The following is a 25478-nucleotide window of genomic DNA, read 5'->3' as shown; positions in this document are numbered from 1 at the left end:
GTAACAGATGCTTAAAAATGTAAATTTCAAATATTTATTGTTGGGGCGAACAATGAGTAATCTAGGGGATAGCATTTATTATATTGCACTTTCTTGGTACATCATGCAGGTTACTGATTCTGGTTTATGGTTAGGTGTTAGGTGTATTTAACTTCGCTATTTTTATACCTAATGCACTTTCTTTTTTAATCGGCCCATACATCGATAAATACAATAAAAGAATGCTATTAATTATTTGTGAATGGGGACAACTATTACCTATTATGGCATTAACTCTCATTGTCTTCAATGGTATTGAAAACCCTTATATCATCTGTATCATAGTAGCGACGGCTTCCTTTTTTGGGATGAATACCTACACTATCCAAGATGCCTTTATTCCTAAATTGGTCTCAAAAAAAGATTTAGCCCATGCGCAGATGTACATGTCTTTTTCATATAATGCGGTTGATTATGTTTTCAATGCCTTAACAGGTATTATGCTGAAATATTTATCGCTATTATATTTATTAATGATTGATGTATTTGCACTCATGATTGCAATTATTACATTTTCTAAAATTAATTATAAAGAAAAACTACCAAAAATTTTAACTACTGAAAAAAACAAAACTGTTTTTTTAGGTTTTAAATACATCTTCTCAGAAAAATCAATTTTGAAACTCACACTTGGGGGTGCTCTAGTCAATTTCTGTTTTGGTGGGTTAAGCATCTACCAAGTTATAATTGCAAACGATCAGAATAGTCCGATCTTATATGGATTCATCATGTCATCAATGGCCATAGGAACCCTTATAGGCTCAACAATAGCTAGCAAAATTGTTCTTTCAAAATATACTATTGGTAGAATACAGGTATTTGCAACTTTATTTTTCGGGGTAACGTTGCTTGCTAATGCTCTGTTTGTTTCTTCGAAATTCATTATCGTTTCATTAGCGATTTCTTTTATATTTTTAGGAGTAACACATGTTTCTAATAAACCTTTTTATCAAATACTTATACCTGAACAACATTTAGGGAAAGTATTCAGTACTAAAGCAAGCATCAGCATTATAACAATGCCTCTGGGTTCACTTTTTTTCGGGTGGCTCTCACTATATATTAATCCTAATATTTTCTTTATTCTGTTTGGATCCTCTTATTGTTTCATCGGAATTGTATACTTATTAGATTCAAAAATAAGAGATTTTTCATTAAATGATAATTAATCAAATCGGTCCTGAATTATATTCGTTTTAACACTTCAATTTACCCCAACACACCACTATAATTGCCTCTAACTAAAAAACTATGAACTTCCCCTAATATTCAGGAATGCTAATATCACAGTAACGACTCTCTTCACATTAGAATGGATAGTTTAAATACGTTCATAATCTGTTAGTAAGAGTATAATGACTATTTTAAAAAAACAACACTATTTCTGACGTCTTTTATTAATTACAACGCTTATTTTATCAAGCAACCAGTTCAATGTTTTTGTTTTAAAGAGATAGAGTATAACAAGATAAATCCCTATCCCCACAATAATTTGTAAAAACGTTAGTCCCACTGGTTGTATTGGTAATTTATTCATAACTAACAGAGCGCTCACCATCACGCCGCCTGCTATGATAAGTAACGTTAGCTCTTTTAACCAAACCCACTGATCAAGGCTCTCACGCACAATAATCATCATCGCTAACAGAACAACGCCTTCTGATATAGAAGTTGCCACAGCCGCTCCCTGAGCTCCGTACTGTGGTATCAACAGCACATTGATGATTACATTGACGAATAATCCTGAACATACCGCAATACTATATCCCCTCATCCGATTCATCGGCAGTAAAAATTGATTACCGATAATTGAACCCCAAGCTAAGAATAGAATCACTGGTGTTAGTAACACTAAAACACTGCCTGCGCCTGTGAAACCTGCCCCTAAAAACCATCCCATAAAATTCCCAGATATTCCGGCGATGCCGAACATGAGTCCAACAGCAAATAACAACGTGATACTCAACGTCCGGTTCAAAAACAAGCGCACAGTGGCGTGCTCACCTTCTGATACAAGCGCAGAGATACGAGGTAACATCACTGTACTAATAGACGTCATCAAAGCGAGTGCGATGCTGATAATTTTATACGAACTATCAAAAATCCCTACTTCGCTCGTGGTGCTATAAATTCCCAACAGTGTCCGATTTAACACAAGATACACCTGCATCGCCAATTGTGTAATAAAAATGGCTAACGTCGGTTTCAAATGCTTGATAACACTGAGACAAGAAACTTTTACACGGTCAATATATTTTGGTATATAGGGAAATAATGTCACTTGTCCTGCTACTTGGGAAATTATTAAAATAATGATATAGAGCGGTAAATCTTCTTTTTGTTTGACGAACATAAAGATGGCGATTAATCCTGCCAATTTTGTGATTGTATTACGAATAACAATTTTTTTGAATTGTTCCAAACCCATAAATAACCATGCGACATCTGAAGCCACAATAACAATATAAAGCGATTGTATCCAAAAAAGAGAGATGAATTCCGTGTTCCAATACATAAATAAACAGAATAAAATAAAGGCGACACTCACGGTCATTACACGCAATATAAATAAACTTTTAAACGTCTCACTCAACTTTTTACGATTGTCTTTGACTTTAGCAACTTCCCTGATACCATAAGCGTCCAAACCTAAAATTGCAATTAAAATAAAGTACTGGACGATTGAAAAAGTATAACTTTTCGCCCCTACTCCTTCTGGTCCTAATACACGCGCAATATAAGGCACAGTCACTAACGGTAACAGCAACACCAAAATTTGATAACTGGTATTATAGATGAAATTTTTAGCGATTTTCATAATTTTCTCCTTATACACATATTAACCATTGATTTTATATTCTTTCGCATACCGATAGAGCAGCACCACACAGAGGTAAAACATTTCATTGTACTCCACCGATAAAAAAAACATCTGCACAAACAACGCAACAAATACCGGCAAGAAAAAATACACTTTATGCTTAATTAATTTAAGCGATGTGTAAAGTAGCATTATACAGAAAGAGAAATACGTAATAAAGCCTACGATTCCTAATTCTGACAATATCTCTAAATAAGTATTATGGATATAACGTGCCAATAACTCACCTTGATCTAGGGAATAACTTAGCGTACTATTGATGCCGATTCCTAAAAGTGGATGTTGTGTGAACGTGTGCCACGCATTGGCCCATAATACGTTACGGCCACTCCCACCATCTGAGCCAATAGATGAAAACCGATTTTCTAACTGTTCAAAAGGATTGATTGGTAATTGGTTTTGAAAGTAATACGCAATTATTACAATTATACAGACACCCATAACGATCTTTATTTTTTTACCATAATTTTTACCAATAAAGAGCAACAACACTGCGCCTAAGACAATACCGACATATCCGCCACGTGAAAAAGTTAAGACGATGGCCGATAAAGTTAAAATAAAGCCAAGAATATTACGAAACTTATTTAAATGTGTAAATGTGTAGAAGAAATACAACGTCACAAACAACACAAATATATTAGGGTCCGTACTTGCTACACCTGTTAAACGAGGTGCCTGACGGTCAATTAACGCGCCTAAGACTTGAATACCGTTTCCTTTAAAAACCATGTTTACCTGCATAATACCCAACACATAATATACTAATGAAATACTAATTCCGATTAATCCAGATATTTCGATCATCGTTTCAATTTTTTTTATTGAGAGGCGGACAAGAGTGCCTCGCATAATGAAGTAATAGCTGAGCAAAATCAGCACAACAACGATAAAACGCAACTGTTCTGCAGGATATCTAAATTGGAGTGCAGAGAAAATCGAGATCATAAAAAAGGCAATCATCAGTGTTTCAAAGAATAATAATTTATCAAAAGCAAGCGTTTTGATACTAAATATCGCCCCAATTCCCAACACTATCATGTACAACTTAACGGAAAAACCCACATAGATATTAAAAATACCAAAATAAAGTGAGAGCATCACTAACAATACAAATATTTCTGACCATTTCCATTGACGATTATCCTGTAATGTCACTATTAAACACTCTCCCTTTATTTTGAATAACTATTTGGCATCCCGTGCCTTTTTATATGCCTTCACACCATTACTCATCATCTTTAAGACTGCAAAGTAACTGTAGTCACCTTTGACTATTTTTTGTTTCCTGATGATGAATTGTATCATTAAAATACGGTACCACCTCGATGTCATTGCATAGAATGCGGCACCTTTTGATTCAAAATATTGTTGATTATACGAACTAAACCAAGTGGATGTACTCATATCTGTGGTTCCGATTTTTATGGGCACATACCGAACGGTCAAACCTGCGCGTAAAGCTGCATATAAAAAGGCACTTTCCTCACCACAATAGAGTGCTTCCCCCGCACCGATTAATTCATTAAATAACAAACCTTTTTCCTCAATAGCTGAACGTTTAAAAGTTATTTCCACGGATGACACTTTTAAAATTGAGAGGTAGTTTTCCTCACTAGAAGTTGTGCGGAATTTTTTTGGTGTAGGTGTACCTGTGCGTTCTACAATAAAACAGATCATATCAGCCTCTTGATAAGTCTGATAAGCGGTGTCAATGATTGCGACAACATCATCAACGTACTGCACATCATCATCAGCTACAACGACAATATCTGCTGTCGCTTGTTGTAGCGCAATATTGCGACTTTTACTGAGACCTTTACCTTCATAACTGATACATTTGACCGCTTCCTTTTCAGGAATAACACAGGAACCCTTAGTTTTATGCGTCAGTTGGTTTACAATTACTGCCTGCGTATTAATGTTCATTTTCTCAAAAAAAGTTAAATGAGGTTGATTCATTGTGGCAACTAAAAATTCAATGGTTGTCATAATTCCTCCTTATAAACTCCAATATAAGTAATCAGCATTTGCATGATACTCATTATAAAAGCGACTCTGCATTTCAATCATTATTTTCTGCTCATTTGTTTGTTTATACAGCGTGTCAATAATTTCTGGGGTTAATTTTTGATACTCGTCATGTACTGAGCCCATCACAACACAATCCGCGTCTTTAATATCAGCAATTGTTTGCAATGGCAAACCGTACATTTCTTGTACATCTGCTCCATTGGCTAACGCATCACACAGTTGTACATCAACGCCATAACTTAACAACCCTTGGACGATTTCATAAATTTTCGAGTTGCGAATATCTGGTGTGTTCGGTTTAAACGTTACACCTAAAATAACGACTTTGGCACCTTTCACTAACAGGTTAGCTTCAATGATTTTTTTGATAATATTTTCTGATACAAATTCACTCATTGAATCATTAATTTGGCGACCTGCTAAGACGATTTGTGAATGATAACCTAATTTTTCTGCTTCATAGATGAAGTAATACGGGTCAACTCCGATACAATGACCGCCAACAAGCCCTGGATAAAAACCTAACGCATTCCATTTGGTATTCATCGCTTCCACTACTTCAAAAGTATTTACGCCCATACGGTCAAACACCTTCGATAATTCATTCATGAAAGCAATATTGATATCACGTTGACTGTTTTCAACAACCTTAGCAGCTTCGGCTACTTTAATCGAACTGGCACGGTGTACACCCGCTTCAACAACAATTTCATACAGATTTGCAATTGTTTCTAATGTCGCAGCATCTGTTCCTGATACAATTTTCACAATGTTTTCTAAACGATTTTCTTGATCGCCTGGATTAATACGTTCTGGAGAATAACCGACAAAAAAGTCTTTGCCGCAAATTAAACCCGACGCTTCTTCCAAAAGCGGAATACATACTTCTTCTGTGACACCTGGATAAACTGTTGATTCATAGACAACATACGACCCTTTTTTTAACTGACGACCGACTGTACGGCTCGCAGATTCAACCGGGTAAAGATTGGGTGTTTTATCTTGATTAACTGGTGTTGGTACCGCGATAATATGAAACATCGCCTCTTGCAGTTTGCTTTCATCTGCCGTGAATTCAACAGTTGTCGCAGCAATGACCTCATTACCCACTTCATTGGTCATATCGATGCCTGCTTGATAGGCCGCAATACGTGTTTCATTGAGATCATAACCAATCACAGCGATTCCTTTAGCAGAAAAACCAACTGCTAAGGGCATGCCCACATATCCTAAGCCAATAACGGCTACTTTTGCTTTATTATCTATTAATTGTTGTACACTCATTTTTCCAACTCCTGTCGATTCATTTGAATCTTTCTTATAAATTGATAGACAGATTGCATTAATACCAACGGGTGTGAACACGCGGTATATAAAGCCAATCCTAATGCTTTTGTTATTTGTTTATTACGTTTATAAGCCACTGTTAAAACTGCACGGTGTCTAAATTTCACATAATTAATTTCTTTTGTATTCAATTGATCAAAGTATGTTTCTTTTATTTTATACATGTTTTTTTCACCAATAATTTTATTACGACCTTGTGAAATACTACCTAAATCATGACGATAAGCAACAACATCACAACTATCAAAATAGCGAATCGTCAATTTTTGTTCGATTGCTTTCAACATGAGTATGTATTCTTGCCCCATACTGATATCATCAAAAAGCGCAATTTTAAAAAGCGCTTCCCGTTTAAACATAAACGTTGGCGTGCCTGTAATATGGTGTTGCAAATGGTATTTCATGAGGGTGTCTGTTTTAAAATCAACGAGGTTAGAAAATTCGCGATAATCCACTGTTTTTTCTTGTTGATTCACGATATTGAGATTTGCGAATGATAAATCACATGCGACTTCTTGCATAAATGCCAACTGTTTGGCTATTTTTTCAGGGAGATATTTATCATCATCATCGAGGAAAGTAATATGGCTACCTTGACTCGCAACAATTCCTGCGTTGCGACTCAAAGCACCACCTAGATTTTTTTCATTTTCTATTAAAACAAGCTGATCTCTGTTACTAAATGCCCGACGATTATTTTCACGATACTCCGGATGTTCTGCGTTATCATCCACTAATATTATTTCAACTCGTTCATATGTTTGAGCAGCGATTGAAGCAATTGCTCGTTCAATAATCGCTACTGGACGACAATACGTTGGTACAATAACGCTGACTAACTGTTTATCTTGCTCCATCACCATTAAATACCACCTTTATTGTTTTAAAAAATATTTGCATATCCATCTTTAAGCCATAGTTACGGATATACTCTACATCAAGCTGCAATTTTTCTTTCGGGGTTATGTCATACCCACCGTTAACCTGAGCCCAGCCACTTAAACCTGGCTTCACAACTAAACGACGTTCAAAACCAAAGTCTTCTGCACAAAATTGACGCGTAAATATCGGACGTTCTGGACGTGGACCAATCAAACTCATGTCCCCTCGTATAACATTTAATAGTTGTGGCAATTCATCAATGCGTGTTTTGCGAATAAATGCCCCTATCTTTGTGACGCGTGAATCCTCTTCCTTAGCCCATTGCGCACCATTTTTTTCAGCGTCAGTGTACATTGAACGCAATTTAATAATGATAATTGGACGTCCCATAAAACCGACACGCTCTTGTCGATAAAACATACTGCCTTTCGATTCTATACGAATAGCAATCCCTGCAATTAAAATAATCGGTGCTGTCAGAATAAAAAGCAATAAACTGATACTCACATCACTGAAACGTTTTATTTTGATATAAGGTGTATGTACACTTTCTAAATGTTGAATTTTTTTAGTATAGTTATAAATACTACGATTGGCTATTTGAAACATATTTCTAATTCCTCCTTCACGTATTCACTTAATCCTCTATTAATATCATAATGTGGTTGATAACCATGCGACGTAATCGCTGATATATCCGCCAATGAATCTTTAATATCACCTGCACGGCTGGCTTTTACTGTTATGTTCAGTTCTTTTTCAAAACTCTTAGATAATGCGGCGATAATATCATTCAAACTAGTCGAACGACCTGTTCCAACATTGTAGACCGCATGCTGCATTTCATTTTTTAACATTACTAACTCCAAGGCTTGAATAACATCTTTCACATAAACAAAGTCTCGTGTTTGTCTACCATCTCCATATATCGTGAACTGTTTATTTTGTTCAAAACAATTTTTAACAATTGAAAGCACACCTGAATAATCTGATGCTGGATTTTGTCTCGGACCATAAACATTAAAGAAACGAACGGCTACCATTGGCAAGTCATATAAACGACCGTATGCTAAAACGTACTGCTCAGATGCATATTTATCGATTGCATAGGGTGACAACAAACGAATATCGGACGTCTCTTTTTTCGGTAACTCTGGACAATTACCATATACTGCAGCTGATGATGAGAAAATAAACCGTTTAAGATTGCTGTTATATTCTCTTAATAAACCTAATAAATGAACGACTGCTTCATGATTCACTTTATGTGTTTCTAGTGGGTTATCAATTGATTCAGCCACACTTGCAACTGCCGCTAAGTTAAAAACATAATCAAATTGGTGCTTGATAATAAGTGATTTCATCAAATCAACATTACGAATATCACCCATTATAAAAAAGACATTTTCACGCGTACTCACATTCTCCATACGACCACTGCTTAAATTATCTACAATATAAACGTCATAACCTTTTGTTGCTAAAAGGTCGACCAAGTGTGATCCGATAAATCCTGCGCCACCTGTAATCAATATTTTTTCCACCATTTTATTCCCTCTATTCTCTTCGTTTTTTTCGATACCACCATCTTTGTGATGAACCGATTCCGTCACTATCTATCACCAATGCTTCATTCCGAATAATTTTTTGCGTATTATCTTGCAAACGTCGTTGTTCTTCTTTTGAAGTTAGCCTTGTAATTTTTTTCATTGCTTTTTGCAGTTTATAACTGCGTTTTGTTGCATTATGAGCATCCGATGCAATAAAATGAACTAACTTTTGCTTCAACCATTTTATCGCAGCTCGTTTTTCGGCTCGACCAAAATCACCAATAAAACTTGCGGCAGTTATTTGTACTAAAGCGCCTTTACTCACTAATTCGAATAATAAATCACTGTTATTCCTAAACTCTTGATTCCTTTCAGGATGTGCAATAATTGGCACAAATCCCGCAACTAATAAATCATAAAAAAGACGTTTCGTATAACTTGGAATAAATGTACTTGGAAATTCAATCAACACATAACGACTATTAGCCAATGTTTGAACATTGCCGGCTTCTAGATCAGTTACCAATTCACCATAGATTCGAACCTCCTGTCCGGCATGTAAAACAAGTTGTATATCATTTAACTCCAACTCATTTTTAAAATTTGTAAGTGCGATTAACATTTCTGCTTTCGATACGGAATATTCTGCGGTTTTATAATGTGGTGTAACAATAACATCTGTTATACCCATACTTACTGCTTGTTTTGCCATTGTAATGGCAACATATTTATTTGTTGCTCCATCATCAAGTTCGGGTAGCAAATGCGAATGGCAATCAATCATTGTCGTCACTCCTTAGTAATAATAGTAATCAGAAACTTCATGCTTCGCGTCATTCAGTATCGTTCCAAATAATTTTTTATTCGTTGTTTTTAAAATTTCCACACTGCGTGATACTTCATTTTTTTGCGTATGGTTTGCTCGAACCACTAAAATGATACCGTCTGCTACTCGTGAAATAACGACTGCATCTGTTAAATTAATGACAGGCGGCGTATCGATAATAATAATATCGAAGCTTTTTTTGAATTCATCCATTAATGTATCAAGTTTATTTGTTGATAATAATTCAGCAGGATTGGGGGGCATCGGACCACTTGTTAAGACTGATAAATTGGGTACAAACGTTTCTTGAATTGCATCTGCTATCGATAGTTTTCCGATTAACAATGAAGATAAGCCGCGATAAGGATCTGCTTTAAATTGGTAATGCTGCGTTGCTTTTCTTAAGTCACCGTCGATAATCAAAACTTTTTTATCTTGTTGTGCATAAGAAACTGCTAAATTCGAAGAGACAACGGATTTTCCTGAAGAAGGTGTCGGTGACGTAATTAAAATGACTTGTGCATCTTGATCGATAGTCGCAAAATTAAGACTCGTTCGCACCGCCTTTATCTGTTCAGATACCGGTGATTTTGAATTGTAAAATGTAATAAGATTTTGCTTTAATTTTCGTTTCATTTTTTGCGTCCCCTTTCTTCAAAAACATCATCCTGGCTGAAATGTGGAATCACACCTAAGAGTGGTAAACCAGACACAGCTTGTAATTCTTCGGGCTCTTTAATCGTTGTATCCCAGAAAAAGCGAGCGAGCACAATCAACACACCGCTGATAATCCCTGCTAAAAAGCCAACAATCATAATCATCTGTTTTTGCGGTTGTATTTGTTTTTGTTTATTCATTACACGTGCTTCGGACAATATTGATACGTTGTTAACTGACATAATGGTAGGTACTTGTTCTTTAAATACCTGAACAACTGTATTTACTATTTCTGTAGCGATTTTAGGACTCGTTGCCACTGCAGATATTTTGATGACTTGTGAAGAAGCATCACTTTCGATGCGTAACATTTTCGTTAAACCTTCAATGCTGTAATCACCGTTTAATTGATGATTGACCTCGTTTAAAATACGCGGACTTGTAATAATGGTGGTATACGTATCTACTAGACTCAAATCCACTTGGACATCTGCTAGACCATTTGTCGTTCGATTCGTTTGATTGACCAATATTTGCGCACTATTTGAATACATAGGTGTGGCGATCACAAATGCGTAAGTAGCTGAAATGAGTAAACATATAAATGTGCTGGCGAATAATATTTTCTTTCCCCGGGAAATAATGTTCCAAATTTGTTTAACACCGATTGTCTCTGTCATAAATTACTCCTTTATCCGTTTCGTTTTTTTCCCTATTTTCCCTCATACATCGCACAGCTTTCTTCGGTTTTTCACTCTATTTCATCTACTGCGATTGAAGGAACTTCTGTCTCTTAGAAATCTTTCTTTTTATCAACTAATTTATCTTTTTCAAAAACGAAAGTTATATTTTCATAACCTCTTGGTCCTGTAACAAAAGATACAGTCGTTTTATCCCCATCAACAGTAATTGCTTGTGCTGCACCTATATATTTCGTTAGCAACTCTGTTTTTGTGAGGTCATCTTTTAATAGTTTTCGTGCCATATCTTTAGGCAAATAAACATCAGAAACGCTATAAGTTGTAATGTTTGTATCATCAGCAGTGGCTTTATTGACATTTTCGCTCTTTTTAATCACGAATTTATCTTTTTCATAGCTAAGGCTGTTATTATTTTTTGTGTATTCTTTAAATTCTTTGTCAGAAACATTACCGTCATCATTTTTCCAATCGGTAATTGCTTTGGTTTCTTTGTTTGTGTTAGCACAACCTACCATAATTAGGCAGATAGCTAGGGTAACTAATATAACAAGCTTTTTTTTCATTTTTTGTTCCTCCTATTTCATTTAAAAAAGATGATAAAGCCGAGTCTACAAGTGTAAACTCAGCTTTATCTGTATTGTCATGGTGTTAAATGGTAGCCATTTATTATTTTGTTACTTCACTTACTCGTACTGATTGGATAAATGTATCAACACTACCAACAGATTTGTAGATGAAGAGACGACCTGATGTTGTTGCTGGTCCAGTTGTAAATTCAATTGTTGTTTCAGCATCAACTGCCGAATCATCAATCAACACACTGTTAACAACAGTATCAGCCATTGCTTTCATCCCCATTGCTACACGTTCTGTTTCATATGATTTACCATAAACTGTGTATTTATAAGCTGTGTTTGGTTTTAATGTAATTGTACGTTCAACACTACTTTCACCATTAAGTGTGAGTGCTTGATCAAATGATGCTGTGTTTTCCACTACTGTTGGAACTTTTGCAATTGCGCTATTCCATGGTTTCCAACCATCTAAACCAAGAGAGAAATCAGCGTTTGTAGACACTTGATTGTTAAGTCTTTCAGCAGTTACTTTTGCTAATAATTCTTGCGCTTCTTTCAAGCGTTTGTTCATGCGTTCTTTAACAACAACATCTTCAATCACGTTAACTTTTGTTTGTAATTCATCTAAAGTTTCTGTTGTAACTTTCCAGTTTAACGCTGTCTGTTTCTTGTTGTTTTTCACAAACAAGTTTGTTACTTCTGCTACAACATCATCATTACTTACTACTTCATGAACTGTTGTTAAACCTGCGTAACCTTTACCGTTACCACCAGATTTGTACATGTATACTGTTGTGTTGGCAGGGTTATCACCTGTTGTGAATTTAACAACTGCTTCGTTATATGTGCGGCCGTTAATCAATGCAACCGTTGGAGTAGCAGCACCCGTATTCTTAACGCCGATACTGAATGGTTCGTTATTATCTGTTTTTGATTGTACAGTCAATTCATATGTTGTATTGGCTTTCAATCCTTGCACTTTTTGTTCTAGTGATGAATTTGGAGAAATTTCTACAACATTACCTGTCATGTTGCTGTCTTGTGTAATAACAGGAGCAGTTGTTCCACCTGTCCATACTTTCCAGTTAGAGAAGTCAGCTGCAAAATCGCTGTTCACTAAAAGGTTACTGTGTTTATTATCTTCACGTTGTTGTAACAAGAGTGTTGATTCAGCTAATGTATCAAGCAATGTTGCTTTAATTGTATATTTATCATCTAAAGCAGTTACTAAAGCTTTTGCTGCAGCGATTTTTTCTACTGTTGTTGTTGCATGTAATGCACCTTGTTGAACGACATGTTGTGCTTTACCGCCACCCGCTACAATTTGGTTAACATAAAGCGCGTCAACTGCTGCACTAACAACTGGTTTATTTAAATCACTTGATGCATTTTTAAGTAATACAACATCTGCATAACCGTTTAAGTCTGTTGGGTTATAAAGATAGATTGTTGCTTTTGTATTATTTGGTCCCGTTGTAAATGTTACTTCACCTTTAGAGTATTTATCTTGAGTAAAGTTTGAACCAAGTGTATTAACACCACCAAAGTTTTTAGCGCCTAACTTGATACGTCCACCTTTATCTGCTTTAACGTATGCAGTTAATGTGTACGTTGTATTTGGATCTAAATCTTCGATAATTTGCTCAGCACTTGAGTTACCTTCTAGTTTAATAACGTTGTTGCCTTCAGCACCATCACGAACAGTTGTTGGACGTTTTGCTGTTGATGACATCCAAGTTGTCCATTCTGTAATACCAAGGTCAAACTCATTATTTTGCGCGAGGTTTCCGACTTGCTCATTTGTACGGTTTTTATATAAATCTTCAACTGCTTTAACTTGCGCTGTGTAAGTTGCTTTATCTTTTACACTTGCAGGCATTTTAACAATCGCATTATAAACATCATCGATTTGCGTTTGGTCTGTGATCATTGCCACTGCACCATTTGCTGTGAGTTTGTCATTTGCAATTAAATCTGTTGAAAGAGCAGCGATTTTTTCTATAACAACAGCTGTTGTGTTAGTCAAGAAATCTTGTGCTTTATCAACTTCTGCTTGTAACTTCGCTTTTTCTTCTGGGTAAGCAACCGCGTTAACTAATGCTTGAACATCATTAATTTCACGTTGATCTGTTGTACTCTTAATAGCTGTATGGTTTGGTCCTGTGAATAAGTTTTCAACAGCATCTTGAGTCGCTGCTAAGTGTGCAAGATGTGCGTTTTCAATATCAAGGAATTTTTGAGCTGCTTTGATTTCTGCAGTGAATTTCGCTAATGGTTCAGCATCTTTCACTTTATCAACCAATGCTTGTGCTGCATCAATTTGTTTTTGTGTTAAGTCTGGGTGCATTTGAGAATGAGTATCATCTGCAAACAACTTATCGATTGCTATTGTTGCGGCTTCTTGATTGTGACGCTCTACTAACAATGCTGTTGCATGTTTGATATCTGACTCTAACGCTGTTCTAGCCGCTTCATCTGCATCGTTTACACCTGCAACAACTTCTGCAGCTGCATCGATTGTTTCTTGAGTCATACCAGCAATCAATTCTGCTTTATCAGCTGTTGTAAATAATGCTGCTACTGCATCATTTGCTAATCCTAATAGACGAGCATTTTCAATACGAGTATCTAATAACTCTTGTGCCACTTTAATTTGTTCTGTGTACTCTGCCTTTTTATCTGCATCGGTTACTTTAGATACTAATTCTGTCGCTGCATCGATTGCTTCTTTTACAACATCTTTGCCAATCGCTTCATGTGTATTATCAGTGAATAACGCTTCAATCGCCGCTGTTGCTGCTTCTTGATGACGTCGTTCTGTTAATAACGTTTGAGCATTTTCTAATCGTTGTTCAAATTCTGCTGCTTTCTCTTTATCTGTTAAATCAGCAATTGCTGCACCAATTTTTTCTAATTGCTCTTCTGTTACACCGTCAACTAATACTGTTTCTTCAGCATTTGCAAAAACGTCTGCCATATCTGTTGATAATGCTGATTGTTTATTACGTTCGATTAACATCGCTGTTGCTGAATCCACTAATACTTGCAATTCTGCTTTACGATCAGCATTTTTCACTAAATCAACATCAGCTTGTGCATTTGCAATAATTGATTCATCCATGCCCTTAATAATCGCTGCGTGTGTTTTATCTACGAACAAATTATCAACAGTTACAACAGCTGTTTCATAAGTCTTCTCAATAACATGGAAAGAAGTTTCTTTACTCTTCACGCCGTTAAGCTCTGAAATCACCTTGAAATCTGTTTCTGCTTTAATACCACTCTTAATTTCCAAACTGAAATCACCGTTGTCATCAGCCATTGCTTCAGAAGTAATCATTTCATTTTGCGCATTATTATATGTTGCAGTTACTTTTGATTTTGGTTCTGTGTGACCTACCACAGTTGCCATCTCATCATCCACACGATCTAATACAGGTGCAATAACGTTACCTTGTGCTACAGTCACCTTTGTATCATCACTGATATTACCAGCGATATCTTTGTTAGCAATATAGTAGACAGTGTTATACGCGGGGTTTTTAACATCGAATGAGTAGTTACCTTTCGCATCAACTTTTATTGTTGAAAGTAATTGACCTGCACTATCTTTGATCAATATCGATGTATTTGCTTCAGCAGTTCCTGTTAGTGCACTACTATCTGTATCGAGACGGTTAGCTTTTGGTGCTGCTGGCGCTGATTTGTCAACGTTAACTACCTTAGCATCCCACACATAGTTATGTTGTGTTGCTCCTGCGGTATTCGCACGGTATGAACGGTAAATTCCGAAACGAATTGGAACTGTACCTGTTTTCGTTGCTGTATAAGTTGTTTTAAAAGTACGTGTAGCTGTGTCATCATATATATCTTTGGTAAGAGCCGCTCCCATTGAATAAAGAACAGCAAAGTCTTTACGTGTCCAATAGCTGCTATCTCCTTCTAATTGAGCTTTAAAAGAAAACTCATATGTTTGACCGGCAATCACAGGCACTTGTTGTTCTACGACAGGTCCATCTGTTCCTTTAATAACCTGAACTCCTCCAAGATCAGTGGTGAAACGTAACTTGCCACTTTCAGCTTGTTGAACATACGTGTCATGGTTTACTTGTGTTCCATATGTACCTGATTTGTTTTGAGATGCATCTAACTCTCCAGTTGTAATGTTATAGCTATATAAGTTATAACCTAAAACACCTAAACCATTTGCTGCTGGTGCCATTTCTGGATTTTTCAACAAGTTAATGTTTTGATTCACAAAACGGCTTTCTTTTTGCGGAGTTTTCTCATCTGCTTTTGCCAAAACAGGTGCTACATCCACCAATAGCGGTGACGCAATTAAGTTGATACTCATTGCTATGCCAAAAATTTTCTTCTTATTCAATCTAATCTTCCTTCAATAAATGTTTTTCAGTTCTATATAGAACCATTTGTTTTTCCCTATGACTAATCTTATCGTCAATCTCATTGAAACTAAAGTTCATTACACGTCAATTTTTGAACATGAATTGCAATAGCTCACCACTTTTTCCCATATTTTTACATTTAATTATTAAAATAACGCTATTTTTTTATTTTAATAGCTGCCAAATCAAAAAAAAAACCCTTATAAACCGGCTGTGAAACGCCGTTTTATAAGGGTTTTTCATTCATTTATGAAAATCAAACACGTTTTGCAACAATAAGTTGCTTTTACTTCGTTTTGCGTTTATTTTTGCGATATTTTGTAATGTTACTCATCCATTTTTGGAAAAAATTAATGATTGGACGATATTCTGGACTAATCCAACCGACAAACTCTACAAGTAACTCCAACGCTAGTAGCAATAGTATAAACAACATAATTGAGCCGACGAAAGACGAGATAAAAAAAGTAAAGGCGCCAATCGCAAACAGTGCGCTTAAAGCATAAATTAATATTACTGTTTGGCGATGTGTAAAGCCTAGTGCCAATAAACGATGATGCAGATGTGAATGGTCCGCTTCAGAAATCGATTTTTTTTGTGCTAGTCGTCTTACAATTGCAAAAAATGTATCTGAAAATGGTACACCTAAAATCATAATTGGGATAATCAATGAGATAAACGTCACATTTTTAAAGCCCATCACAGATAATACACCTATCATGTACCCTAAAAAGAGCGCGCCTGTATCTCCCATGAAAATAGAGGCAGGATGGAAATTGTAAATTAAAAAACCTAGAATGGCAGCAACAAGCACCATCGCTAACGGAAAAACAATAAAATCATTCAATACATACGCCATCGCCGCAATTGAGATTAAGACGATTGATGAGATACCACCTGCTAAACCATCTAAACCATCAACTAAATTGATTGCATTCATAATGGCAATAATCCAGATAATGGTGAAAGGTCCGGCAAACCAACCAAAATTAATTTGACCAATTAGTGGTAAGGTTAAGTAATTAATCATTAGATTTCCACCAAATACAACAACAGAAGCTGCTAAAAATTGCCCAAATAGCTTCATGCCGGCTGTCAATTCAAAGCGGTCATCCAATACACCTACTAATGTCACAACAAAAGCTCCGACTAAAATAGGCCAAAACGAACTCAAATCAACAGGCAATATGACAAAACCAATTAAAAAACTTAAAATAATAGCTAATCCACCTAATGTTGGCATTGCTTTTTTATTGACACGTCGATCGTTCGGTACATCAACGGCCCCGATTGCAAACGCAAATTTACGCACAAGCGGTGTTAATATGACCGATGCTAAAAATACTACTATCAAAGTAATTGTAACCACTTTGTTTCCTCCTCAAGAACACCTCTGAAAATCCAGTCAGATGAACGACTCTATTTTTTCACTATATTTCTCTACACGCTTTTTACTAATGTTGAATCCAGCTCCGCTAATTTTTGGTATGAGTAAACGACCCTCTACCAATTTTTGTGGCTGTTCAACGATATCTTCCGACCAATACCGAGAAGATTCTGATATGTCACCAGGGAAATCCAGCCCCTCAAGCGATGCCAATGCTAAATTATATGATCGACCAACACCTGATTCAAACATACCGCCACACCACACCAATAGGTCATGCTTTTGACAGTATTGAATAATCTCTAACGCGTTAAACAAACCGCCGACTCTCGCCCACTTCAAATTGATGGCACGAGCACTACCTAATTGATGTGCCACTTTAACATCTTCTATGCTATGGATGTTTTCATCTAAACATATTTTTGTCCGGATGATACGTTGAAGTTTTGCATGATTAATAAAATCATCATCTCCGAGCGGCTGTTCGATCATCTCCAAATCATAGGCATCTAATGCTTTAAACACGTCAACATCTGCTAGATCATAGGCCCCATTCGCATCCACCATTAATTTCAAATGCGGATAAGACTGACGGATTGTTTGAACGGGTAGAATATCCCAACCGGGTTTTATTTTTATTTTAACACGGGTATAGCCTTTTTCAACAGCTGCTTGTACTTCTTGCATTAAATCTTCTAAATTATTCATACCTAGACTAATCCCAACAGCAACAGCGGCATTATCACTACCTAAAAGCCGATACAACGGTTGTTTGTTTTTTTTTGCATAAATACCCCAAAAGGATGTTTCGACAGCTGAACGGGCCATATGATGCCCTTTTAGCTTATTTAAAATAAGATTAAGCGCTTTCGGGTCAGCAATTTCTTTATTTCTGATAAGTGGCCAAATATAATTCACTAACGCATCATGGCAAGTCGTCACTGTTTCGGAGGTGTACCAAGGCGTCTCAAAAGCTACGGTCTCACCCCAGCCAACTTCTCCAGTTGTTGTAGTCAAACGCACTAAATCAAAGCGACGGTAGGTTAATGTTGTTTGCGAATTAGAAAACGACTGCGCGAGCGGCAGTTTCATACGATATATTTTCATTTCAACGAATTTCATCATGTGACCTCCTATCGTTTAGCTTCTTTACGTGCCGCAAGATAAAAACGCACCAAATCTTTCATACGCCAAAGACGTGTGGGTTGTGAAGCTAAGCGATAAAACCACTCCAATCCTAACTTTTGCCAGAAGAGCGGAGCGCGTTTGACAGTGCCACTTAATACATCAAAACTTCCGCCTATTCCCATGAAAAGTCCTTTTTGTATTTGCGGTAAAATTTCGGTGATGAAGGTCTCTTGATACGGGCTGCCCATCGCTACAAATACCATATCTGCTTTGCTATCAATAATAGCATTTTGAACGTCACACCGTTCTGTTGTTGTCACAAAAAAACCACTATGTGATCCCTTTAAGTTAATATTTGGATAAGAAGAGCGCACGACTTTATGTGTTTTATTGATTACCTCTTCTGTACCACCCACGAGATAAAGCGAATAGCCCTTCGCGTTCCCTCTTTCTAACAGGTTTTGAAACATATCAAACCCTGTTACTCTCTCAGGCAAAGGCTCTTTTAGATGTTCGGTCGCCTTCACTACCCCGATACCATCAGCAGTAATGTAATCAGCTTGTGTAATATGTGCTTTAAACGATGGGTCATCGTATGCTTTCATAACAATTTCAGGATTGGCGGTCACTACAAATGTTTTTTGTTGCGAATCAATTCTATCCGTTAGTTCAGAAACCATCTCTTGTAATTTTGTATTATAAAAAGGAATCCCTAACACTGTGATTTTACGTGCCATATTAATCTCCACCGTTCTTATATTCTCTTTAACAGTTTATCACAATTAGACCACAATCATCAAAAAAACCGTAAGCATCACATGCTTACGGCTTGTATCATCGTTTGAAACTACTTTATCGAGATATCGTAAAGACATAAAATTAAAGCGAGACCTGAAATTCGAATCAGAAACAGACATGTCTCCAGAAAACTAAGCTTACTTTATCGACATTTCATAACGGGATTCAATAATATAACGAGACCTGAAATCTAAATGGTAGTATTAGTGTTTCTCGCTTTATTGCCTATCTCCAGTTGCAACACCTATTCTCTTGCGAAATTTCAGAACAAATAAAAAACATTAGACCTGAAATTTAAGTTTTAAATAGACATGGACCAGTCTATCCTAACTAAAATTTCTAGTCTAACGAATGTTTTTTAGTTTTTTCAATTTCTTGAAGAATGAACAGGGTGTTTCACTTTTATCGTCTCTAGTACTTCAACCAAAAAAACTTAAAATTTCATACACCTATAAAAAAACCACTACAAGACCTGAAATTTAAGTGCTTTAGTAGGCATTCCTCCAAAAACTAAGCCAACTTTATCAAAATTTCATAACGGGATTCAATAATATAACGAGACCTGAAATCTAAATGGTAGTATTAGTGTTTCTCGCTTTATTGCCTATCTTCAGTTGAAACACCTATTCTCTTGCGAAATTTCAGAACAAATAAAAAACATTAGACCTGAAATTCAAGTTTTAAATAGACATGGACCAGTCTATCCTAACTAAAATTTCTAGTCTAACGAATGTTTTTTAGTTTTTCCAATTTCTTGAAGAATGAACAGGGTGTTTCACTTTTATTACACTTCAGCCATTGCAAACATTATGTCTGCTTCACACGCGATTTCACCATCAACTGTCGCAATAACGTGTGCTTTTGCAATCGCACCTTTTTGTCGTGTGATTTCAGCTGCTAAATGCAACTGATCACCTGGTACAACTTGTTTTTTAAAGCGGCATTTATCAACACCTGCAAACAATCCAATTTTGTTAGTCTCTTCTTTATTCGCCATTGCTAATCCTGCTGTTTGTGCCAATGCTTCTAAAATAAGAACACCTGGCATCACTGGGAATTGCGGGAAATGACCTTCGAAAAAGGGATCGTTATGCGAAACGTTTTTATACGCACGTGCTTGTTTCCCAGCTTCTACTTCAATAACACGATCGACTAATAGAAAAGGGTAACGATGTGGTAACGCTTGTTTAATTTCATTACTTGTCATCATTATGAACTACCTCCTCATTATTTTTGGTTAACTAAATGATCTAATAATACGCCTGTTCCCATTGCAACTGCATCTAATGGTGAATCAGCTACTGCAACTGGTACTTTCAATTCATCAGAAAGTAATTTATCAAGGCCTCTTAACAAAGCCCCACCACCTGTTACAACAACACCACGATCAATAATATCTGCAGAAAGTTCTGGCGGAGTATTCTCTAAGACTGTTTTAGCTGTATCTACAATAGCGTAAACTGATTCACGCATTGCTTCACGAATCTCAGTTTCATTGATTGTTAATGTACGTGGTAAACCTGTTAATAAATCACGTCCACGAATATCCATTGTTTCTTCAGTATCAGTCGGAGTTGCTGTACCAATAGTAATTTTAATGGCTTCAGCTGTACGTTCACCGATTAATAAATTATGTTCACGTTTTACATGATTAAGAATGTCGTTATCAAGTGTGTTACCTGCCATTTTTAATGACTCACTTGTTACAATACCACCCATTGAAAGTACTGCAACATCTGTTGTACCTCCACCGATATCGATTACCATATTGCCGCTTGGTTCAAATATGTTCATTCCAACACCAACAGCTGCTACTTTTGGCTCTTCTTCGATAAATACATTACGACTACCTGTTGATTCTGCTGCTTGACGAATCGCCTTTTGTTCAACACTTGTAATGTTCGTTGGACAGCAAATTAAAATACGTGGCCGTGAGAACATACTCTTAACTTTTAACTTGTTAATGAAATACTGTAACATCGCTTGAGTAATATCAAAATCAGCGATAACACCATCACGCATCGGACGAATTGCTACGATACTTCCCGGTGTACGTCCAACCATTTGATAGGCTTCTTCTCCAACTGCTAACACTTTATTTGTCGCTGTATCTAATGCAACAACTGAGGGTTCATTAAGGACAATGCCTTTACCTTTTACAAAAATCAAAACGTTGGCGGTCCCCAAGTCGATTCCAATATCTTTTGCCATCTTTATATTTCCTCCTAATATTCACTGTTTTCTATAATTACAATCACATCATTATATCATAGTTACTGTCGAATGCCGACGTATATCTTAAAAAGTCTGATACTGTTTTACACAGTATCAGACTTTTTCACTTATTTCATTCTCACAAAACCCTCGATTAAACCGTTTGAAGTTGTGAAATTGCTTCTTCTTCAGTCATTGCTTCATCATCAAAGCGATGAATTGTTGCTCCTAAATCGCGTAATTTAAGATGGAAATCTGTATAACCACGATCTAAATATTCCAGATGAGTAACACGAGTATAACCATCAGATACAAGACCTGTTAAAATTAAGGCTGCTGCTGCACGTAAGTCAGTTGCTGAAACTTCTGCACCTTGAAGTGGTTTGCGACCATTCATAATAACTGTACGGCCTTCAATTTTCATATCTGCATTCATGCGACGCATTTCTTCAACATGCATAAAACGATTTTCAAAAACTGTTTCTGTCATCATTGAAGTTCCATCCGCACAAATTTGCGCAACCATCATTTGTGATTGCATATCCGTTGGAAAACCTGGGTGTGGCATTGTTTTAACATCTACAGGTTTCAATTTTTTTGGTCCAATCACACGAAGACCTTCGTTTTCACTAATTACTTCAACGCCCATTTCACGCAATTTCGCAATAAGTGCAACAGCATGCTCAGGCACTGCGTTATCAATGAAAATATTACCTTCTGTAATTGCTGCAGCAATCATAAATGTGCCGGCTTCAATACGATCGGCAATAATTGAATGCTCCGCACCATGTAATTTTTTTACGCCTTCAATACGAATCGTTTCTGTTCCTGCACCGATAACTTTTGCACCCATTTTATTTAAAAAGTTTGCTAAGTCAACAATTTCAGGTTCGCGTGCAACGTTTTCTAAAGTAGTTGTACCTTCAGCTAATGTTGCTGCCATCATAATATTTTGCGTTGCACCTACACTTGGAAAATCTAAGTAAATGTTTGCACCAGTTAATTTTTCTGCTGCTGCTTCCATATAACCATCTTCGATTTTAACAACAGCACCCATTGCTTCAAAACCTTTCAAGTGTAAATCAACGGGACGCGAACCAATGGCACAGCCTCCTGGTAACGCTACACGTGCACGACCAGTACGTGCTAACATCGGTCCCATTACTACCATTGAAGCGCGCATTTGGCTTACATATTCAAACGGTGCTTCCGATCCGATTGTACGTGTTGCATCAACGGTTACTTTATCCCCTTCAAACACAACATCAGCTTGTAAGTAACGCAATAATTCATTAATCATATAAACATCTGATAACTTAGGTACGTTATGTAATGTCACTTGATTTTCTTCTGCTAATAAAGTCGCTGCAATAATTGGCAATACTGCATTTTTGGCTCCTTCAATATGAACAGAACCTTCAAGTCTTTTTCCCCCACTAACGATAATTTTTTCCAATTTAAAATCCCTCCGCTAACTAACCATTTAGATTATATTTCTGTATTATTTATGCTAAAATTTCATTTTGTATGTTTTTTCTAACTTCTTAATACTATCACGATGTGCACTTTTTTTCCATACTTCGTTCCTTGATTTCAAAGATTTAAGTCTTTTGCAATTGTAAATCACTTAAAAGGATGGTAAATTTTGTGCAGCTAAAAGATAAGATAAGAAAAATGAACTAACGCCGTAACCTAAAGCAACAGCAAGAAGAATGTATAACAGACGTGCTTGCACTACTTTATTTTTACGAATCATCTTTTCTAAATCTAGCGCTTGCAACGAGAAGAATGCAATCCCCATAAATACTAAATGTGATACCAATGTCAAAATTGCTGAATCCGTGACAACATTCACTTTTTGCAAAACCTCCTTCTATACAACCTTTATTATAGCAAAAATTCCAATCTATTTACAAAAATACATAACTGTTTGACAGAATTATTATTTCAATCACATTAACTATCTCAAAACCTTATGGTTCTCCACTTTATAACATGAACGAATCTTCATTGGTGCTTATTTTTATGAAAAAATAACGGTTTTTTCAATAATATCGTAAAATAGCATAAAATGACACGTGAAATTTTTAACAGCCCTCTGTTTAAAGGTGCTCATTATCTGGCGATTTTATACAATTGTATGCAAAAAAAACTGAAAGGCAAAAGCCCTTCAGTTTTTTTAATTAACGATGCGACGCGGCGTTAATTCGATTAATCGCACGACGCAATGCCAATTGTGTTCTTAACATTTCTTCTTGATTCGATTGTGTATGTGTTAGACGTTCTTCAGCGCGTTGTTTCGCACGCTCCGCACGTGATAACTCAATGTCCTCGTCAGCTTCACTCGACTCAGCTAAAATGTTAACTTCTTTGCCGTCGGTTTCTAAAAAACCACCATTGACCGCAATCCAGTGTTCTTTACCTTCTGCATCTTTAATGCGAACGATATCGATATCAACTGGAGAAACTAACGGGATATGACCTGGTAAAATACCAAGTTCTCCACTTTTAGTTACAGCGCTAACCATTGTTGCTTCACCATTAAAAACTGGACCATCAGGAGTAACAATCGACACTTGTAAAGTAGCCATACGTTTTCCTCCTTAAAATGAGGCTGTTATTGAGGTCTTAAACCTCAACACCCATTTCTTTCGCTTTCGCGATAACATCATCAATCCCACCAAGAAGACGGAATGCATCTTCAGGTAAGTGATCATATTTACCAGCTAAGATTTCTTTAAAGCCACTGATTGTATCAGCTACAGGTACGTATGAACCTTTTTGACCTGTAAACTGTTCAGCAACATGGAAGTTTTGTGATAAGAAGAACTGGATACGACGCGCACGGTTAACGATTAGTTTTTCTTCATCAGAAATTTCATCCATACCTAAGATTGCGATAATATCTTGTAATTCTTTATAACGTTGTAATACTTGTTGAACTTGAGTCGCAACTTCATAATGCTCTTCACCAACAACTTCTGGGCTTAATGCACGAGAAGAAGATGCTAAAGGATCAACCGCAGGGTAAATACCTTGCTCAGTTAATTTACGCTCTAAGTTGGTTGTTGCATCAAGATGGGCAAATGTTGTTGCCGGAGCAGGGTCAGTATAATCATCCGCTGGCACGTAAATTGCTTGAATCGATGTAACAGAACCTTTTTTAGTTGAAGTGATACGCTCTTGTAAACGTCCCATTTCAGTTGCTAATGTTGGTTGGTAACCAACTGCTGAAGGCATACGACCTAAAAGGGCAGATACTTCAGAACCAGCTTGAGTAAAGCGGAAGATGTTATCGATGAATAAAAGAACATCTTGGCCTTCTTCATCACGGAAATATTCCGCAATTGTTAAACCAGTTAAAGCAACACGCATACGCGCACCAGGTGGCTCATTCATTTGACCAAAGACCATTGCAGTCTTAGCGATAACGCCTGAATCAGTCATTTCAAAGAATAAATCGTTCCCTTCACGCGTACGCTCACCAACACCGGCGAATACTGAAATACCACCGTGTTCTTGTGCAATGTTGTTAATTAACTCTTGAATAAGTACGGTTTTACCAACACCGGCTCCACCAAACAAACCAATTTTACCACCTTTAACGTAAGGTGCTAATAAATCGACAACTTTAATACCTGTTTCAAGAATTTCAGTTTGAGTTGATAAATCCTCAAATTTAGGTGCTTCACGGTGAATCGGTAAACGTTTTGCATCCGCTGGCACTGGTGCCTCTAAGTCGATGTTTTCTCCTAAAACGTTGAAGACACGACCTAAAGTGATTTCACCAACTGGTACCGTAATCGGTGAACCAGAATCCACAACTTCTGCGTTACGTTGCAAACCATCAGTTGATGACATTGCAATTGTACGTACGGCGTTATCGCCAAGTTGAATGGCTACTTCAAGTGTAATCGTAGTCGTTTCACTTTTTACGCGAAGTGCGCTATTAATCTTAGGTAAGTTACCTTCAGGGAAACGAACGTCTACTACTGGTCCCATTACCTGAGTTACATGTCCTACAGTCATGTTTTCTCCTCCTTGTTTCAATTC

General features: G+C 36.6%; 22 protein-coding genes. 1 reads left to right on the top strand and 21 read right to left on the bottom strand.

Annotated elements, in window-relative coordinates; translation table 11 throughout:
- Positions 1-134 precede the first annotated feature (134 nt).
- The gene (locus V6S17_RS01130) at positions 135-1208 is read left to right on the top strand and encodes an MFS transporter (protein WP_051535945.1); all 1074 of its coding nucleotides are present in this window, start codon (positions 135-137) and stop codon (positions 1206-1208) included.
- Between the two features lie 209 nt (positions 1209-1417).
- On the opposite strand, the gene V6S17_RS01125 is transcribed toward V6S17_RS01130, so the two are convergent.
- The 21 genes from V6S17_RS01125 to atpD form a co-directional block, all read right to left on the bottom strand.
- Positions 1418-2857, bottom strand: a complete 1440-nt coding sequence (locus tag V6S17_RS01125) for a flippase (protein WP_051457456.1) — start codon at positions 2855-2857, stop codon at positions 1418-1420.
- A gap of 21 nt (positions 2858-2878) precedes the next feature.
- A complete protein-coding gene (locus tag V6S17_RS01120) occupies positions 2879-4078 on the bottom strand; it encodes an O-antigen ligase family protein (protein WP_029090861.1) in 1200 nt (399 codons plus the stop codon).
- A gap of 30 nt (positions 4079-4108) precedes the next feature.
- Positions 4109-4912 carry a glycosyltransferase gene (locus V6S17_RS01115; protein ID WP_051457457.1) on the bottom strand — a complete coding sequence of 268 codons (804 nt, stop codon included), beginning with the start codon at positions 4910-4912 and terminating at the stop codon, positions 4109-4111.
- A 9-nt stretch (positions 4913-4921) separates the two neighbouring features.
- A complete protein-coding gene (locus V6S17_RS01110; RefSeq protein WP_029090862.1) occupies positions 4922-6238 on the bottom strand; it encodes a nucleotide sugar dehydrogenase in 1317 nt (438 codons plus the stop codon).
- Positions 6235-7164: a glycosyltransferase family 2 protein gene (locus V6S17_RS01105; RefSeq protein ID WP_051457458.1), complete on the bottom strand. Its 930-nt coding sequence runs from the start codon at positions 7162-7164 to the stop codon at positions 6235-6237. Before V6S17_RS01105 ends, V6S17_RS01110 begins: the two co-directional genes overlap by 4 nt.
- Positions 7145-7792: a sugar transferase gene (locus tag V6S17_RS01100; protein ID WP_029090863.1), complete on the bottom strand. Its 648-nt coding sequence runs from the start codon at positions 7790-7792 to the stop codon at positions 7145-7147. The genes V6S17_RS01105 and V6S17_RS01100 overlap by 20 nt, the downstream gene beginning before the upstream one ends.
- Positions 7780-8730: an NAD-dependent epimerase/dehydratase family protein gene (locus tag V6S17_RS01095; RefSeq protein ID WP_036026852.1), complete on the bottom strand. Its 951-nt coding sequence runs from the start codon at positions 8728-8730 to the stop codon at positions 7780-7782. The genes V6S17_RS01100 and V6S17_RS01095 overlap by 13 nt, the downstream gene beginning before the upstream one ends.
- A gap of 10 nt (positions 8731-8740) precedes the next feature.
- On the bottom strand, positions 8741-9517 hold the full coding sequence (locus V6S17_RS01090) for a tyrosine-protein phosphatase (RefSeq protein WP_051457459.1): 777 nt from the start codon (positions 9515-9517) through the stop codon (positions 8741-8743).
- A 12-nt stretch (positions 9518-9529) separates the two neighbouring features.
- The gene (locus V6S17_RS01085) at positions 9530-10195 is read right to left on the bottom strand and encodes a CpsD/CapB family tyrosine-protein kinase (RefSeq protein WP_029090865.1); all 666 of its coding nucleotides are present in this window, start codon (positions 10193-10195) and stop codon (positions 9530-9532) included.
- Positions 10192-10896 (bottom strand): YveK family protein, encoded by a 705-nt coding sequence (locus V6S17_RS01080; RefSeq protein ID WP_029090866.1) that lies wholly within the window; start codon positions 10894-10896, stop codon positions 10192-10194. The genes V6S17_RS01085 and V6S17_RS01080 overlap by 4 nt, the downstream gene beginning before the upstream one ends.
- Positions 10897-11009: 113 nt before the next feature.
- Entirely contained in the window at positions 11010-11480 is a 471-nt protein-coding gene (locus V6S17_RS01075; RefSeq protein WP_029090867.1) for a hypothetical protein, read from the bottom strand.
- A 103-nt stretch (positions 11481-11583) separates the two neighbouring features.
- On the bottom strand, positions 11584-15876 hold the full coding sequence (locus V6S17_RS01070) for a toxin Cry1Ac domain D-VI-related protein (protein WP_051457460.1): 4293 nt from the start codon (positions 15874-15876) through the stop codon (positions 11584-11586).
- 308 nt (positions 15877-16184) lie between these two features.
- A complete protein-coding gene (locus V6S17_RS01065) occupies positions 16185-17267 on the bottom strand; it encodes a glycosyltransferase family 4 protein (RefSeq protein ID WP_051535946.1) in 1083 nt (360 codons plus the stop codon).
- Positions 17268-17303: 36 nt separating this feature from the next.
- The gene (menC, locus tag V6S17_RS01060; RefSeq protein ID WP_080712864.1) at positions 17304-18410 is read right to left on the bottom strand and encodes an o-succinylbenzoate synthase; all 1107 of its coding nucleotides are present in this window, start codon (positions 18408-18410) and stop codon (positions 17304-17306) included.
- An 8-nt stretch (positions 18411-18418) separates the two neighbouring features.
- Entirely contained in the window at positions 18419-19150 is a 732-nt protein-coding gene (locus tag V6S17_RS01055; protein ID WP_029090869.1) for a WecB/TagA/CpsF family glycosyltransferase, read from the bottom strand.
- A gap of 845 nt (positions 19151-19995) precedes the next feature.
- Complete coding sequence (gene fabZ / locus V6S17_RS01050) at positions 19996-20421, bottom strand: 3-hydroxyacyl-ACP dehydratase FabZ (RefSeq protein WP_029090870.1); 426 nt, start codon at positions 20419-20421, stop codon at positions 19996-19998.
- Between the two features lie 17 nt (positions 20422-20438).
- Complete coding sequence (locus V6S17_RS01045) at positions 20439-21422, bottom strand: rod shape-determining protein (RefSeq protein ID WP_036026854.1); 984 nt, start codon at positions 21420-21422, stop codon at positions 20439-20441.
- Between the two features lie 157 nt (positions 21423-21579).
- A complete protein-coding gene (gene murA, locus V6S17_RS01040) occupies positions 21580-22881 on the bottom strand; it encodes a UDP-N-acetylglucosamine 1-carboxyvinyltransferase (RefSeq protein WP_029090872.1) in 1302 nt (433 codons plus the stop codon).
- A gap of 171 nt (positions 22882-23052) precedes the next feature.
- Positions 23053-23280 carry a DUF1146 family protein gene (locus V6S17_RS01035; RefSeq protein ID WP_036026856.1) on the bottom strand — a complete coding sequence of 76 codons (228 nt, stop codon included), beginning with the start codon at positions 23278-23280 and terminating at the stop codon, positions 23053-23055.
- Between the two features lie 328 nt (positions 23281-23608).
- The gene (locus V6S17_RS01030; RefSeq protein ID WP_029090874.1) at positions 23609-24016 is read right to left on the bottom strand and encodes a F0F1 ATP synthase subunit epsilon; all 408 of its coding nucleotides are present in this window, start codon (positions 24014-24016) and stop codon (positions 23609-23611) included.
- 37 nt (positions 24017-24053) lie between these two features.
- Positions 24054-25454, bottom strand: a complete 1401-nt coding sequence (gene atpD / locus V6S17_RS01025; RefSeq protein ID WP_029090875.1) for a F0F1 ATP synthase subunit beta — start codon at positions 25452-25454, stop codon at positions 24054-24056.
- Positions 25455-25478: the final 24 nt, after the last annotated feature.

The sequence above is a fragment of the Brochothrix thermosphacta DSM 20171 = FSL F6-1036 genome, from assembly GCF_036884295.1.
Taxonomy (GTDB): domain Bacteria; phylum Bacillota; class Bacilli; order Lactobacillales; family Listeriaceae; genus Brochothrix; species Brochothrix thermosphacta.
Note: the sequence above shows the minus strand (reverse complement) of the source record. Positions and strands in the feature narration are given on the sequence as shown.